Source organism: Citrobacter sp. CK180, assembly GCF_030333655.1.
Classification (GTDB): domain Bacteria; phylum Pseudomonadota; class Gammaproteobacteria; order Enterobacterales; family Enterobacteriaceae; genus Citrobacter_B; species Citrobacter_B koseri.
The window spans coordinates 37,913-52,466 of record NZ_JAOWFM010000044.1 but is presented as its reverse complement, the minus strand read 5'-3'; the positions used below and the strand labels follow the sequence as shown (position 1 = coordinate 52,466).

Here is a 14,554-nt window from a genome sequence, read left to right as displayed (position 1 = left end):
AGCGAAGCGCCATCCGGCATTTAGCGCAAAACTTAAACGCCTGACTCCAGAATACGGATACTTGTTTCCAGCACGTCGCCTTTAACGGCTTCGGCGTAGGCTTTCATATGCGGGGTTTGCAAATGCGCTTCGAGATGCGCAACGCTTTCCCACTGTTCAACCATCACGATTGAGTCAGGTGCGGTCGTCTGAAAGGCCACGCCCGCAGCGTGATCGACCATCGGCGCGTAGCCGTGGCAACCCTCTTCTTTCAGCACGGTCGGAATGATTTTGGCAAACTGATCCAGTACCGCCTGACGGTGATGTTGACCTGGACGGGTACGGATTTCAGCAATGACAGTAAGCATGGTTAACTCCTTCTAATTCCAGGCTACTAGTTAACCAAAAATCTCGCTCAGATGCTTGCGATATTCTGCGATATAACGCGGGACATCCGGCATTTTGATGACGTCATTGGTGATAAAGGTCGGCAGCGCTTCCATTCCGAGGAACTGATTGGCCTTGTGGAACGGCAGGTATACGCCATCCACGCCAACGCCGTGGAAGAACTGATCGTTGTCGGTGAAAGCCTCCATCGGTGCGTTCCAGGTCAGAGAAAGCATGTATTTTTTCCCCTGAATCAGACCGCCGGAGCCGTATTTTTTTGACGCGTCCGAACGGGTGCGGCCATCGCTGGCGTACAGCGTACCGTGGCCTTCGGTAAAGACGTCATCCATGTATTTTTTTACGGTCCACGGCGCGCCCATCCACCAGCCAGGCATCTGCCAGATAACCACGTCAGCCCAGACGAAGTGCTGTACTTCGGCTTTGACATCGTAATCACTTTCAGCGCGGACGATTTTGACATCATGCCCGAGGTCGCGCAGAAGGCCATCCGCCACTTCGGTCAGGGTGTCGTTCAACTGACCATTGGAGTGCGCAAATTTTTTCGCCCCGTTGATAATCAGAATGTTGCTCATTATTTGTCCTCTCAGGAATGCGTTTGAAACAGATTTTACGCAGATGAGCGGCCCGGCGAAATGAGCAAAATGTGCAAAGTCTTTTGCTCATCGCGCAATAATCTTGCGATCACCAGGTTACTACGGCTTCAAAGCCTCCTTCCGGCGCATTGCCAAACGAGACGCTCATCCCATGCAGCGAGGCGATGCGGCGGACAATCGACAAACCCAGACCACTGCCGGTGACGCTCTGACCTGGCGGGCGATAGAATCGTTCGCCGATACGCGCCAGCACCGCCGGCGAAACGCCGGGGCCATTATCCCGGACGGTAAAATACCGGGCATTCAGCGTCACGTTCACCACGCTGCCCTGTGGGCTGTAACGAATGGCGTTATCCAGCAAATTGCGCACCAGCAGGCTGAGCAGCAGCGGTTGGCCCGTGCGCGTGACGTTGTGGGCGTTAACGTGCAGACGCACGTCAATATGCGCCTGCTGGGCCGGTTGCCAGATATCCATTACGGCGGATTGCAATAGCGCCTCCAGCGAGACTTCCGCGACATCTTGCAGGTTATCGAGCGAGTCGAGCCGTGAAAGGGTTAAGAGCTGGTCCACCAGGCGCGTGGCGCGCTCAATCCCCGTATGCAGTTGCATGAGCGCTTTTTGACGCGCCTGCGGGTCGTCGTCCGAGAGTTGCGCCACCTCGGTTTGTACTTTCAGCGCAGTGAGCGGGCTGCGTAACTCATGCGCCGCGTCCGACGTGAATTGCCGTTCGCGCACCATCATCGAATGCGTACGGGCAAATAACTGGTTGAGCGCGCCGACTAACGGACGAACCTCACTCGGCACACCCTTATCGTCAAGCGGCTCTTCCGATTCCGGGGAGCGCAAACGTAGCGCCTGGGCGAGCTTTTTCAGCGGCCTGAGCTCCCGGCTAAGCAGCACAATCAGGATGAGCAGCATCAGCGGAAGCGCGATCAGCCACGGCGTTAGCTGCGCGGTGACAATCGCCAGCGCCATATCCTCGCGGTACTCCAGCTCCTGAGCGACGACGATACGGTACTTGCCATCCGCAGAGGTCAGCCAGACAAAACGCCATTTATCATCATCGCCATTCAGGTATCCGTCATCAAAACCTTCCCGACGATAGCTGTAGGGAATATCCCGGCCATTATCGCCATCGTTCAGCACCATTCTGCCGTCGGCGGTATACACCGCAAAGGCCAGCACATCGTCATCGACATGACCATGCTTCAATTTTTTCGGCGTCTGCGCCATCCGTTCAGGCGCCGAGATTTCGTTGACATCCAGAGTAATAAGGCGCTTCGCAAATAGCATGAGCTGGGTATCAAACAGCTCGTCGACGTTGTCGGTCGTCTGTTTCCAGGCCACGAAGCTGGAGGCCACCCAGGTGATGGCGGCCAGGATCAGAAAAATAAGCGTGAGCCTGACGCGCAGGCTGAGACGTTGTGTGAGTTTCATGGGTTGCCCAGGGTGTAGCCGATCCCGTGTACGGTGCGGATAAAATCACTGCCCAGCTTACGGCGTAAGTGATGAACATGTACCTCAATGGTATTGCTGGAGACATCTTCGTCCCAGGTATACAGCTTCTCTTCGATGAGCTTACGCGGCAACACGCGCCCGACGTTGCGCATCAGCAGCTCCAGCAGGGCAAACTCTTTCGGCTTCAGGGGCAGCGGCTCACCTGCCAGCGTCGCGACCAGATTACCGGGATTGAGCGTAACCTGGCCGTGGCGTAGTTCGTTGCTCACCTGGCCGTTAGCGCGGCGTAACAGCGCTTCCAGGCGGGCGGCGACTTCAATCAGCGCGAAAGGTTTGCACAGATAGTCGTCCGCTCCCAGACGCAGCCCCTCCACGCGTTCCGCCAGCGCATCGCGCGCCGTCAGAATCAGTACGGGTTCGCGTTTTCCCTGTTCACGCCATTCGCGCAGGATATCCCGCCCGTCCATCCCCGGTAGCGTAAGGTCGAGGATCACCGCATCATAAGGCGCGCTGTAGAGCGCTTCTTTACCCTGACGACCTTCGGTGAACCAGTCGACGCTGAATCCCATTTTGCTTAAACCCGCCTTGATGCCGTCGCCAATCAGCGCGTCATCTTCTACCAGTAAAATACGCATATGTTCATCCCTGCGGTGACTCTTTCTCTCGCCAGTAAACCCTGTCGCGGCGCGCGTTGTACAGAAAAAAAAGTATCTTTTTTTGCCTTAAGAAGTTGTTAAGGATTACCTTATTTAATTGAGACGAAACAGCGTAAAAAGGGAGAGAGAGTCATGAAAAAATTGGCTGCAATGGTTGCCGTAATGGCGTTGTGTTCCGCTCCGGTTCTGGCGGCTCAGCAAGGTGGGTTTTCTGGCCCGACGGCGACGCAAAGTCAGGGCGGCGGGTTTGTTGGCCCGAACGGGAGTAATACGACCGTAGAAAGCGCGAAATCAATGCGTGATGACGCCTGGGTCACCCTGCGCGGTAACATCGTTGAGCGTATCTCCGACGATCTGTATCTGTTCAAGGACGCCACCGGGACGGTGAATGTCGATATTGACCACAAACGCTGGAACGGCGTTACCGTAACGCCGCAGGACCTGGTTGAAATCCAGGGCGAAGTGGATAAAGACTGGAATTCCGTTGAAATCGACGTGAAGCAAATCACCAAAGTCGCCAAATAAACCCCATCAGGGCCGCACTCGCGGCCCTTTTTCTTTGTGACTCAACGCGCCAGATAAGGTAGTATCTGCGGCAATATTGCCTGACGGATACTGGGTTATTGTTCAGGCTAACAGTTGAGGAACCACGATTAATGAGCGATATGGCAGAGCGCCTTGCGCTGCATGAATTCACGGAAAACGCCTATCTGAACTACTCCATGTACGTCATCATGGACAGGGCGTTGCCGTTTATTGGTGACGGACTGAAGCCGGTTCAGCGTCGCATCGTGTACGCGATGTCTGAACTGGGGCTGAATGCCAGCGCCAAATTTAAAAAATCCGCCCGTACCGTCGGCGACGTGCTGGGTAAATACCATCCGCACGGCGACAGCGCCTGTTATGAAGCGATGGTGCTGATGGCGCAGCCGTTCTCTTACCGTTACCCGCTGGTTGACGGGCAGGGGAACTGGGGCGCGCCGGACGATCCGAAATCCTTCGCGGCGATGCGTTATACCGAATCCCGTCTGTCGAAATACGCGGAAGTCCTGCTGAGCGAACTCGGTCAGGGGACGGCGGACTGGGTGCCGAACTTTGACGGCACCCTGCAAGAGCCGAAGATGCTGCCTGCGCGTCTGCCCAATATTCTGCTCAACGGCACCACCGGCATCGCCGTTGGGATGGCGACAGACATTCCGCCGCATAACCTGCGCGAAGTGGCGAAAGCCGCGATCACCCTGATTGAGCAGCCGAAAACAACGCTTGAGCAGGTGCTGGATATCGTGCAGGGGCCGGACTACCCGACCGAAGCGGAAATCATCACTTCCCGTGCGGAAATCCGTAAGATTTACGAAAATGGTCGCGGCTCCGTGCGTATGCGCGCGGTATGGAAAAAAGAAGATGGCGCGGTGGTGATTACCGCGCTGCCGCACCAGGTGTCCGGCGCTCGCGTACTGGAGCAGATCGCCGCCCAGATGCGGAACAAAAAGCTGCCGATGGTTGACGATCTGCGCGACGAGTCCGATCACGAAAATCCGACCCGTCTGGTGATCGTGCCGCGTTCCAACCGCGTGGATATGGAGCAGGTGATGAACCACCTGTTTGCGACCACGGACCTGGAAAAGAGCTACCGCATCAACCTGAACATGATCGGTCTGGACGGTCGCCCGGCGGTGAAAAACCTGCTGGAGATCCTGACCGAATGGCTGGCGTTCCGTCGCGATACCGTGCGCCGCCGCCTGAACTATCGTCTGGAGAAAGTCCTCAAGCGCCTGCATATTCTGGAAGGTTTGCTGGTGGCGTTTCTCAATATCGACGAAGTGATTGAGATAATCCGCCATGAGGATGAACCGAAACCGGCGCTGATGTCGCGTTTTGGCATCACGGAAACTCAGGCCGAAGCCATCCTCGAACTGAAACTGCGCCATCTCGCCAAACTGGAAGAGATGAAGATTCGCGGCGAACAGGATGAGCTGGCGAAAGAACGCGATCAATTGCAGGGCATTCTGGCCTCCGAGCGCAAAATGAACACCCTGCTGAAGAAAGAGTTGCAGGCGGATTCAGACGCGTATGGCGACGATCGCCGCTCCCCACTACGCGAGCGTGAAGAAGCTAAAGCGATGAGCGAGCATGACATGCTGCCGTCTGAACCGGTGACGATCGTGCTGTCGCAGATGGGCTGGGTGCGTAGCGCCAAAGGCCATGATATTGACGCGCAGGGTCTGAACTATAAATCGGGCGACAGCTGGAAAGCCTCGGCGAAAGGCAAGAGCAACCAGCCGGTGGTGTTTATCGACACGACCGGGCGCAGCTACGCCATCGACCCGATTACGCTGCCGTCGGCGCGTGGTCAGGGCGAGCCGTTGACCGGCAAGCTGACGCTGCCGCCGGGCGCGACCGTAGAGCATATGCTGATGGAAGGGGATGAGCAGAAACTGCTGATGGCCTCGGACGCCGGCTATGGTTTCGTCTGTACCTTTAACGATCTGGTGGCCCGCAACCGCGCGGGTAAAGCGCTGATCACGTTGCCGGAAAACGCGCACGTTATGCCGCCGGTGGTGATTGAAGATGAAACCGATATGCTGCTGGCGATCACCGCCGCCGGGCGTATGTTGATGTTCCCGGTCAGCGATCTGCCGCAGTTGTCGAAGGGGAAAGGGAACAAGATCATCAACATTCCGTCTGCGGAAGCGGCCAGAGGCGACGATACGCTGGCCCAGCTCTACGTTCTGCCGCCGCAAAGCACGCTCACGATTCATGTCGGCAAGCGCAAAATCAAACTGCGCCCTGAAGAGCTGCAAAAAGTGACCGGCGAGCGCGGTCGTCGCGGTACGCTGATGCGCGGTTTGCAGCGCATCGATCGTATTGAGGTTGACTCGCCACGACGCGCCCGCGACGGCGACAGCGAAGAATAAGGCGATTTTAAGCGCCATCAGGCCATCTCATTGTGCCGGATGGCGGCGTAAACGCCTTGTCCGGCCTGCGGTTTTAACGATGCTGTCAGGCCGGATTAACAATAAAATTTCCCGTAAAACCGTTGTTTATTCGCGCATTGCGATTAACAATACGCTTTTCCAGAGAGCCGCTCTTAACAAAGCCCTAACCTGATATCAGGTGACGTAGAATGCGACGCTCTTAGGCCTTCAGAGGTTGTTATGCTATATATCTTTCGTCTAATCATTACCGTTATTTACTGCATTCTTGTCTGCATTTTCGGTTCGATCTACTGCCTTTTCAGCCCGCGTAACCCGAAGCACGTCGCGACGTTTGGCCATATGTTTGGCCGTCTGGCGCCGCTTTATGGCCTGAAGGTGGAGTGCCGTAAGCCTGCTGATGCCGAAAGCTATGGCAACGCTATCTATATCGCTAACCATCAGAACAACTACGATATGGTGACGGCAGCAAACATTGTGCAACCGCCTACGGTGACGGTCGGCAAAAAGAGCCTGGTCTGGATCCCGTTTTTTGGCCAGCTGTACTGGTTAACCGGTAACTTGTTGATTGACCGAAATAATCGTGCCAAAGCGCACGGCACAATCGCGGAAGTGGTGAGCCATTTTAAAAAGCGCCGTATCTCTATCTGGATGTTCCCGGAAGGAACGCGCAGCCGTGGCCGTGGCCTGCTGCCGTTTAAAACCGGTGCCTTTCATGCCGCTATCGCCGCCGGTGTTCCGGTGATTCCGGTGTGTGTTTCCAATACATCGAATAAAATTAAGCTTAACCGACTGAATAACGGTCTGGTGATTGTAGAGATGCTGCCGCCGGTGGACATCAGCCAGTTTGGTAAGGATCAGGTTCGTGAACTGGCGGCGCATTGCCGCTCGTTGATGGAACAAAAAATTGCAGAACTCGATCAGGAAATTGCAGAGCGCGAAGCGACCGGCAAAGTCTGAATCAGTGTGATCGCGTTTTTGTGGGAAACGACTTCCTGCGCACTCTTTGTCTGTTTTAAATGGAGCTTATATGTCACTCAGTCGGCGTCAGTTCATTCAGGCTTCGGGGATCGCACTGTGTGCCGGTGCCGTTCCGCTGAAGGCTAATGCAGCCGGTCAGCAGCAGCCTCTGCCCGTTCCGCCGCTGCTGGAGTCCCGTCGCGGGCAGCCGTTGTTTATGACGTTGCAGCGCGCGCACTGGTCCTTTACGCAGGGTACGCGCGCGCCCGTCTGGGGGATTAACGGGCGTTACCTGGGGCCGACGATTCGCGTCTGGAAAGGGGATGACGTTAAGCTCATCTACAGCAACCGTCTGACTGAAAATGTCTCCATGACCGTCAGCGGATTGCAGGTGCCGGGGCCGCTGATGGGCGGCCCTGCGCGGATGATGTCGCCCAACGCTGACTGGGCGCCGGTATTGCCGATTCGTCAGAACGCCGCCGTGCTGTGGTATCACGCCAATACGCCAAACCGTACCGCGCAGCAGGTCTATAACGGCCTTGCCGGGATGTGGCTGATCGAGGATGAGGTCAGCAAATCGCTGCCGATCCCCAATCATTACGGCGTGGATGATTTCCCGATCATTATCCAGGATAAGCGGCTGGATAATTTCGGTACGCCGGAGTACAGCGAACCGGGCAGCGGCGGGTTTGTTGGCGATACGCTGCTGGTCAACGGCGCGCAAAGTCCTTACGTGGAAGTTTCCCGCGGCTGGGTACGCCTGCGCTTGCTGAATGCGTCAAACTCTCGCCGTTACCAGTTGCAAATGAGCGACGGTCGCGCGCTGCATGTTATTTCTGGCGATCAGGGCCTTTTACCCGCGCCGGTGTCCGTCAAACAACTGTCGCTGGCGCCCGGTGAACGCCGGGAAATTCTGGTCGATATGACCAATGGCGATGAGGTGTCGATCACCTGCGGGGAAGCGGCCAGTATTGTCGATCGCATCCGTGGCTTCTTTGAACCTTCCAGCATTCTGGTCTCTACGCTGGTGCTGACCTTACGGCCAACCGGGCTGCTGCCGCTGGTGACTGACAGCCTGCCGATGCGTTTATTGCCAACGGAGATTGTCAGCGGCGCGCCGATTCGCAGCCGGGATATCAGCCTCGGGGACGATCCCGGCATCAACGGGCAATTGTGGGACGTCAACCGCATTGATATCACCGCCCAGCAAGGTTCCTGGGAGCGCTGGACCGTTCGCGCCGATATGCCGCAGCCCTTCCATATTGAGGGTGTCTCTTTCCTGATCCGCAACGTCAATGGCGCCATGCCGTTCCCGGAAGATCGGGGCTGGAAAGATACGGTATGGGTGGACGGACAGGTGGAATTGCTGGTTTATTACGGACAGCCTTCCTGGGCGCACTTCCCGTTCTACTTCAACAGCCAGACGCTGGAAATGGCCGACCGGGGGTCTATCGGACAAATGCTGGTGAACCCGGCGCCGTAAATCTTCCCTCGCCCGCAAGGGCGAGAAGTGAATACCTTTCTCTTTCGTTCCGGCATATAATCCCCGGCCTTTGATTATTTTTTTACCATTTTTTTGGAAGCATTATGAGCGCAATATCCCTGATCCAGCCAGACAGAGATCTTTTCTCCTGGCCTCAATACTGGGCGGCCTGTTTTGGTCCCGCGCCTTTTTTGCCGATGTCACGCGACGAAATGGATCAACTTGGCTGGGATAGCTGCGACATTATTCTGGTTACCGGTGATGCGTATGTCGATCATCCGAGCTTTGGGATGGCGATTTGCGGTCGTATGCTGGAAGCGCAGGGTTTCCGTGTCGGCATCATCGCCCAGCCGGACTGGAACAGCAAAGATGATTTTATGCGTCTGGGGAAACCGAATCTGTTTTTCGGCGTCACAGCGGGCAACATGGACTCGATGATCAACCGTTATACCGCCGATCGCCGACTGCGCCATGACGACGCCTATACGCCGGATAACGTGGCGGGCAAGCGCCCGGATCGTGCGACGCTGGTCTATACCCAGCGCTGTAAAGAGGCCTGGAAAGACGTGCCGGTGATCCTCGGCGGTATTGAAGCCAGTCTGCGTCGTACCGCGCACTATGATTACTGGTCTGATACCGTACGCCGCTCGGTGCTGGTGGATGCGAAAGCCGATATGCTGATGTTCGGCAACGGCGAGCGCCCGCTGGTTGAAGTTGCGCACCGCCTGGCAATGGGGGAGCCGATCGGCCAGATCCGCGATGTGCGTAACACCGCGATTATTGTTAAAGAAGCCCTGCCGGGCTGGAGTGGGGTTGATTCCACGCGTCTGGATACGCCGGGGAAAATTGATCCGATCCCCCATCCGTATGGCGAAGATCTGCCGTGCGCGGATAACAAACCGGTTGCGCCGAAAAAGCAGGAAGCCAAAGCCGTGACCGTTCAGCCGCCGCGTCCGAAGCCGTGGGAGAAAACCTACGTGCTGCTGCCGTCCTTTGAGAAGGTGAAGGGCGATAAGGTGCTGTATGCGCACGCGTCGCGTATTCTGCATCACGAAACCAACCCTGGCTGCGCGCGTGCGCTGATGCAAAAGCATGGCGATCGCTATATCTGGATCAACCCGCCCGCCATTCCGCTCTCTACCGAAGAGATGGACAGCGTTTTTGCGCTGCCGTATAAGCGCGTGCCGCATCCGGCATACGGTGACAGCCGCATTCCGGCTTACGAAATGATCCGCTTCTCGATTAACATCATGCGCGGGTGTTTCGGCGGCTGCTCGTTCTGCTCGATTACCGAACACGAAGGCCGCATTATTCAGAGCCGTTCAGAAGATTCGATCATCAATGAGATCGAAGCGATCCGCGATACCGTACCGGGCTTTACCGGCGTGATTTCCGATCTCGGCGGGCCGACGGCCAACATGTATATGCTGCGCTGTAAGTCGCCGCGCGCGGAACAAACCTGCCGCCGCCTGTCGTGCGTGTACCCGGATATCTGCTCGCATATGGATACCAACCATGAGCCGACGATCAACCTCTATCGCCGCGCCCGCGATCTGAAAGGCATCAAGAAGATCCTGATCGCCTCCGGCGTGCGTTACGACATTGCCGTTGAAGATCCGCGTTATATCAAAGAACTGGCGAGCCATCATGTGGGCGGCTATCTGAAGATTGCGCCGGAGCATACCGAAGAAGGGCCGCTGTCGAAGATGATGAAGCCGGGCATGGGCAGCTATGATCGCTTCAAAGAACTGTTCGACCTTTACTCAAAACAGGCCGGGAAAGAGCAGTACCTGATCCCGTATTTTATCTCTGCGCACCCCGGTACGCGGGACGAAGATATGGTGAATCTGGCGCTGTGGTTGAAACGCCATCGCTTCCGTCTGGATCAGGTGCAGAACTTCTATCCGTCGCCGCTGGCGAACTCAACGACCATGTATTACACCGGGAAAAACCCGCTGGGTAAAATTGGCTATAAGAGTGAAGACGTGGTGGTGCCGAGAGGCGACAAACAGCGTCGTCTGCATAAAGCGCTGCTGCGTTACCACGATCCGGCGAACTGGCCGCTGATTCGCCAGGCGCTGGAAGAGATGGGGAAAAAGCATCTGATTGGCAGTCGTCGCGAGTGTCTGGTTCCGGCGCCTACGCTGGACGAGATGCGTGAAGCCCGTCGTCAGAACCGCAATACGCGCCCGGCGTTGACTAAGCATACGCCAGTGGCGCATCAGCGTCAGACGCCTGCAAGCAATAAAAAACGCAGCAAGGTAGCCGGACGTTAAACCCGTTAGCTGTTTGCCGGATAAGGTGCCTGCACCGCTATCCGGCAAACGGACGGATTACGCGTTCGCTTCACGAATTCTGGCGGCCAGCGCTGCCAGTTTTTCGTCATCCGCTCGCTCGTGGTCATGCGATGACAAATAGCCTTCGTACTGTTCAAAGAATTTCGCCTGCCGCGATTCAATAGGCTTCCATTCGTTCAGGTTAGCGGTGCCGTGCATGGGGCTGAGCTTGCTGTGCACATGATCCACGCCAAATCCTTCAAAAAACATTCCCGTACGTCCCACGTCCGGGAAGGCGTTATCCAGCTTTTTCGCCACTTTTTGGGTGGCAAGCATCAGATCGGCCAGCGCCTGCGGCGGCAAGTCGAACGCATAGCTGGGATAATGCTTCTTCGGGATCACCACCGTAAAACCGTCGGTGTTAGGGAAGATGGAGAGGAAGGCCAGATGATGCTCGTCTTCCCAGATCTTATGGCAGGGGGCTTTACCCTCAACGATTTGGCAAAAAATACAGCTCATTCCTTTTCTCCGTTGCTGAGTTCACAATTTGCGTCGCGTACAGACTCAACACTTTCTACCAAACCCGCCTGGTAGTCAAAAAGCCCGACAGAAATGTCGGGCCGGAAAGGAAGGTTAGCCGCCGAACTGATCCGGGTCCGGCCCCAGGCGTTTACCCTGGTCAAGTTTGGCCACTTCGCTTAATTCGTCTTTGTCGAGACGGAAATCCCAGACGTCGAAGTTTTCCGCAATACGTGAAGGGGTGACGGATTTAGGGATCACCACCAGCCCGTTATCCAGATGCCAGCGGATCACAATTTGCGCCGGAGATTTACCGTACTTATCCGCCAGATCGCGAATGATTTTCTGATCGAAAACGCCTGCGCCGCCTTGCGCCAGCGGGCTCCAGGACTCGGTCTGGATCTTGTGCGTCGCATTCCAGGCATGCAGCTGACGCTGTTGCATCAGCGGATGCAATTCGATCTGGTTGATCACCGGTGTAACGCCGGTTTCATCGATCAGACGCTGGAGGTGGTTTACCTGGAAGTTACACACGCCGATGCTTTTCACCAGCCCCTCTCTTTGCAGTTCAATCATCCCTTCCCAGGCGTCAACATAATGGTCGATAGCCGGAACGGGCCAGTGCATCAGATAGAGATCGAGGTGATCCAACTGGAGCTTATCCAGGCTTTCCTGCAAGGCTTCTCGAGGGCGTTTCTGATCGTCATTCCACAGTTTGGTGGTAATAAACAGCTCTTCCCGGTCGATACCGGCATCTTTTAACGCTTTTCCGACGCCTTCTTCATTTTTGTACGCCGCAGCGGTATCAATGGAGCGATATCCCACTTCCAGCGCCTTATGAATGGCGGAAATTGCTTCCTCATTGCTTGCCTTCCAGACTCCCAGGCCCAGTTGTGGCATTACGTTGCCATCCTGTAGCTTGATAACGGTTGGATTAGCCATGCGTTCCTCCTTTATGCGATCTCACCGGAGCAAACTCCGGTGAGGTTGTGTGACTTAAGTCTGGACGAAATGTCCAAAAACGAAAGCCAGAGGCGAAAAAACCTTAGCGAGCCGCTTCGTAAATCCGACGGCTGACATCCAGCGTAATGTCCTGATGTTCACCCAGATTTGTACCGCCGTGCGCTTCCAGTTTTGCCAGCAATGCCGGAATGGAACTGCCGTCCAGACCGTAATCAGACAGGCGAGTCGGTACGCCCATTTGTTCAAAGAAGCGGCGGGTGGCGGCGATGGCGGCATCAATACGCGCATCGTCGGAACCGTCGGTGATATTCCAGACTTGCTCTGCGTACTGCAACAGTTTGGCGCGTTTGGTATCGCGTTTTTCATTCCACAGCGCAGGCAGGACGATAGCCAGCGTCTGCGCGTGATCAAGGCCGTGCATCGCCGTCAGCTCATGACCCAGCATATGCGTTGCCCAGTCCTGCGGGACGCCCGCGCCGATCAGACCGTTCAGCGCCTGAGTGGCCGCCCACATTACGTTGGCGCGGACATCGTAGTTTTCCGGCTCTTTCAGCGCTTTCGGGCCTTCTTCGACAAGCGTCAGCAGGATACCTTCGGCGAAGCGATCCTGAATTTTTCCGTCAACCGGGTAAGTGACATACTGCTCAACGGTGTGAACGAATGCATCCACAACGCCGTTAGCAACCTGGCGCGGCGGCAGGGTGTAGGTATAAACCGGATCGAGCACCGCAAACACGGGTTGGACGAACGGCGTCATAAAGGCCAGCTTATCGCCGGTGGTTTTACGGGAAATTACCGCCCCGGAGTTAGATTCTGAACCCGTTGCCGGCAACGTCAGCACCGATCCCATCGGTACGGCGCTTTTCACGTCGTTGCCGCGGGTTTCCAGAATGCGCCACGGGTCCACGCCTTCGTCATATTGCGCCGCCGCCGCGATAAATTTAGTGCCATCCAGCACGGAACCGCCGCCGACCGCCAGCAGGAACGTCACTTTCTCATCACGTACAATGTTGACGGCGTTCATCAGCGTTTCATAAGACGGGTTTGGCTCGATGCCGCCAAATTCCAGCACGTCCAGACCTTTCAGCGCGTCATGTACCTGATCCAGTACGCCGGTCTTTTTCACGCTGCCGCCGCCGTAGGTGATCAATACGCGGGCGCCCTGAGGGATTTGATCGCGCAGATCGGCAATCGCGCCTTTACCAAACAGAATGCGGGTTGGGGTATGCAGATTAAAGTTGTTCATTGCTCGTTCCCTTATGTGGGTAAAAAAGTGGGCAGGCGAATGTCTGCCTGATGGTGAACATTTCAATGCTCATTTCTGCCAATGTCTTGCCCATTTCTCCAGAGCGCTGGAGAAAAAAGATAAATTTGCGCACAATCAACGCGTCGTAAACCGATGAGAAAAAAGCGCGCCATGAACCGTGAAGCCATCTGCCTGTTGCTGACAGATAAAATTAAGCAGCTGATAAACAATCAAAATAACCTGAACGACTGCCTGCCCGACGTGCGTCTGCTCTACGGCACGGAGCCGGGGTTGCGCACACCTGTGATGTATCAGCCTGGCATCATATTTCTCTTTTCGGGGCATAAGATCGGTTATATCAATGAACGCGTATTTCAGTACGATGCCAATGAATATCTGCTGCTGACAGTACCTTTACCCTTTGAATGTGAAACTTATGCGACGCCGGAAGTACCGCTCGCGGGGATTCGTCTGAATGTTGATATCCTGCAATTGCAGGAGTTGCTGATGGACATTGGCGAGGACGATCTGTTTCAACCGTCGATGGCGGCAAGCGGGATTAACTCCGCCACGCTGTCGGATGACATTCTTTGTGCGGCGGAACGCCTGTTAGATGTGATGGAAAGGCCGCTGGATGCGCGCATTCTGGGGAAACAGATTATTCGCGAAATTCTGTATCACGTTCTGATGGGGCCGCGTGGCGGCGCGCTGCTGGCGCTGGTCAGCCGTCAGACCCATTTCAGCCTGATTAGCCGGGTGCTGAAGCGGATTGAAACCAAATACACCGAGAACCTGAACGTTGAGCAACTGGCGGCGGAAGCCAACATGAGCGTCTCGGCGTTCCATCATAATTTTAAATCCGTTACCAGTACCTCGCCGTTGCAGTACCTGAAAACCTATCGTCTGCATAAAGCGCGGATGATGATCATTCACGACGGGATGAAAGCCAGCGCCGCTGCGATGCGCGTCGGCTACGAGAGCGCGTCGCAGTTCAGTCGGGAGTTCAAACGCTATTTTGGCGTAACGCCGGGGGAGGATGCGGCACGAATGAGAATGATGCAGGGAAGCTAATCATGTGT

General features: G+C 55.9%; 13 protein-coding genes. 6 read left to right on the top strand and 7 right to left on the bottom strand.

From position 1 onward, the window contains the following. Window positions 1–32 precede the first annotated feature (32 nt). From OGV50_RS09215 to qseB, 4 genes are all read right to left on the bottom strand, one after another. The gene (locus OGV50_RS09215; protein ID WP_012135156.1) at window positions 33–347 is read right to left on the bottom strand and encodes a putative quinol monooxygenase; all 315 of its coding nucleotides are present in this window, start codon (window positions 345–347) and stop codon (window positions 33–35) included. Window positions 348–377: 30 nt separating this feature from the next. Continuing rightward, window positions 378–959, bottom strand: coding sequence for an NAD(P)H-dependent oxidoreductase (locus tag OGV50_RS09210; protein WP_047461170.1), 582 nt, complete (start codon window positions 957–959; stop codon window positions 378–380). A gap of 109 nt (window positions 960–1,068) precedes the next feature. Further along, the gene (qseC, locus tag OGV50_RS09205; RefSeq protein WP_049009955.1) at window positions 1,069–2,418 is read right to left on the bottom strand and encodes a quorum sensing histidine kinase QseC; all 1,350 of its coding nucleotides are present in this window, start codon (window positions 2,416–2,418) and stop codon (window positions 1,069–1,071) included. Continuing rightward, window positions 2,415–3,074 carry a quorum sensing response regulator transcription factor QseB gene (gene qseB, locus OGV50_RS09200; RefSeq protein WP_049009957.1) on the bottom strand — a complete coding sequence of 220 codons (660 nt, stop codon included), beginning with the start codon at window positions 3,072–3,074 and terminating at the stop codon, window positions 2,415–2,417. Before qseB ends, qseC begins: the two co-directional genes overlap by 4 nt. A 153-nt stretch (window positions 3,075–3,227) precedes the next feature. Here qseB and OGV50_RS09195 point away from each other — a divergent pair, with 153 nt between their 5' ends. The 5 genes from OGV50_RS09195 to OGV50_RS09175 all read left to right on the top strand — a co-directional run bounded on the left by OGV50_RS09195 (window position 3,228) and on the right by OGV50_RS09175 (window position 10,747). Further along, a complete protein-coding gene (locus OGV50_RS09195; RefSeq protein ID WP_012135152.1) occupies window positions 3,228–3,620 on the top strand; it encodes a YgiW/YdeI family stress tolerance OB fold protein in 393 nt (130 codons plus the stop codon). 131 nt (window positions 3,621–3,751) lie between these two features. After that, the gene (parC, locus tag OGV50_RS09190) at window positions 3,752–6,010 is read left to right on the top strand and encodes a DNA topoisomerase IV subunit A (protein WP_286488505.1); all 2,259 of its coding nucleotides are present in this window, start codon (window positions 3,752–3,754) and stop codon (window positions 6,008–6,010) included. A 240-nt stretch (window positions 6,011–6,250) separates the two neighbouring features. Then, window positions 6,251–6,988 (top strand): 1-acylglycerol-3-phosphate O-acyltransferase, encoded by a 738-nt coding sequence (plsC, locus tag OGV50_RS09185; protein WP_047461176.1) that lies wholly within the window; start codon window positions 6,251–6,253, stop codon window positions 6,986–6,988. Between the two features lie 70 nt (window positions 6,989–7,058). Beyond that, window positions 7,059–8,471, top strand: a complete 1,413-nt coding sequence (gene ftsP, locus OGV50_RS09180) for a cell division protein FtsP (protein ID WP_012135149.1) — start codon at window positions 7,059–7,061, stop codon at window positions 8,469–8,471. Between the two features lie 104 nt (window positions 8,472–8,575). Continuing rightward, window positions 8,576–10,747, top strand: a complete 2,172-nt coding sequence (locus tag OGV50_RS09175; protein WP_012135148.1) for a YgiQ family radical SAM protein — start codon at window positions 8,576–8,578, stop codon at window positions 10,745–10,747. A 57-nt stretch (window positions 10,748–10,804) separates the two neighbouring features. Here the strand turns inward: OGV50_RS09175 and OGV50_RS09170 are convergent, their stop codons facing one another. From OGV50_RS09170 to yqhD, 3 genes are all read right to left on the bottom strand, one after another. Continuing rightward, on the bottom strand, window positions 10,805–11,266 hold the full coding sequence (locus OGV50_RS09170; protein ID WP_049009960.1) for an HIT family protein: 462 nt from the start codon (window positions 11,264–11,266) through the stop codon (window positions 10,805–10,807). Between the two features lie 114 nt (window positions 11,267–11,380). Then, a complete protein-coding gene (gene dkgA, locus OGV50_RS09165; RefSeq protein WP_012135146.1) occupies window positions 11,381–12,208 on the bottom strand; it encodes a 2,5-didehydrogluconate reductase DkgA in 828 nt (275 codons plus the stop codon). Between the two features lie 103 nt (window positions 12,209–12,311). Continuing rightward, a complete protein-coding gene (gene yqhD, locus OGV50_RS09160; protein ID WP_286488504.1) occupies window positions 12,312–13,475 on the bottom strand; it encodes an alcohol dehydrogenase in 1,164 nt (387 codons plus the stop codon). Between the two features lie 171 nt (window positions 13,476–13,646). Here yqhD and OGV50_RS09155 point away from each other — a divergent pair, with 171 nt between their 5' ends. After that, window positions 13,647–14,546 (top strand): AraC family transcriptional regulator, encoded by a 900-nt coding sequence (locus OGV50_RS09155; RefSeq protein ID WP_137675730.1) that lies wholly within the window; start codon window positions 13,647–13,649, stop codon window positions 14,544–14,546. Window positions 14,547–14,554: the final 8 nt, after the last annotated feature.

What these genes read in the sequence shown, in the direction of transcription:
- parC (WP_286488505.1), top strand. Translation starts at nt 3,752, where the DNA reads ATGAGCGATATGGCAGAGCGCCTTGCGCTGCATGAATTCACGGAAAAC.
- qseB (WP_049009957.1), bottom strand. Translation starts at nt 3,074, where the DNA reads ATGCGTATTTTACTGGTAGAAGATGACGCGCTGATTGGCGACGGCATC.
- ftsP (WP_012135149.1), top strand. Translation starts at nt 7,059, where the DNA reads ATGTCACTCAGTCGGCGTCAGTTCATTCAGGCTTCGGGGATCGCACTG.
- OGV50_RS09155 (WP_137675730.1), top strand. Translation starts at nt 13,647, where the DNA reads ATGAACCGTGAAGCCATCTGCCTGTTGCTGACAGATAAAATTAAGCAG.
- OGV50_RS09170 (WP_049009960.1), bottom strand. Translation starts at nt 11,266, where the DNA reads ATGAGCTGTATTTTTTGCCAAATCGTTGAGGGTAAAGCCCCCTGCCAT.
- OGV50_RS09215 (WP_012135156.1), bottom strand. Translation starts at nt 347, where the DNA reads ATGCTTACTGTCATTGCTGAAATCCGTACCCGTCCAGGTCAACATCAC.
- OGV50_RS09195 (WP_012135152.1), top strand. Translation starts at nt 3,228, where the DNA reads ATGAAAAAATTGGCTGCAATGGTTGCCGTAATGGCGTTGTGTTCCGCT.
- dkgA (WP_012135146.1), bottom strand. Translation starts at nt 12,208, where the DNA reads ATGGCTAATCCAACCGTTATCAAGCTACAGGATGGCAACGTAATGCCA.
- OGV50_RS09175 (WP_012135148.1), top strand. Translation starts at nt 8,576, where the DNA reads ATGAGCGCAATATCCCTGATCCAGCCAGACAGAGATCTTTTCTCCTGG.
- qseC (WP_049009955.1), bottom strand. Translation starts at nt 2,418, where the DNA reads ATGAAACTCACACAACGTCTCAGCCTGCGCGTCAGGCTCACGCTTATT.
- plsC (WP_047461176.1), top strand. Translation starts at nt 6,251, where the DNA reads ATGCTATATATCTTTCGTCTAATCATTACCGTTATTTACTGCATTCTT.
- yqhD (WP_286488504.1), bottom strand. Translation starts at nt 13,475, where the DNA reads ATGAACAACTTTAATCTGCATACCCCAACCCGCATTCTGTTTGGTAAA.
- OGV50_RS09210 (WP_047461170.1), bottom strand. Translation starts at nt 959, where the DNA reads ATGAGCAACATTCTGATTATCAACGGGGCGAAAAAATTTGCGCACTCC.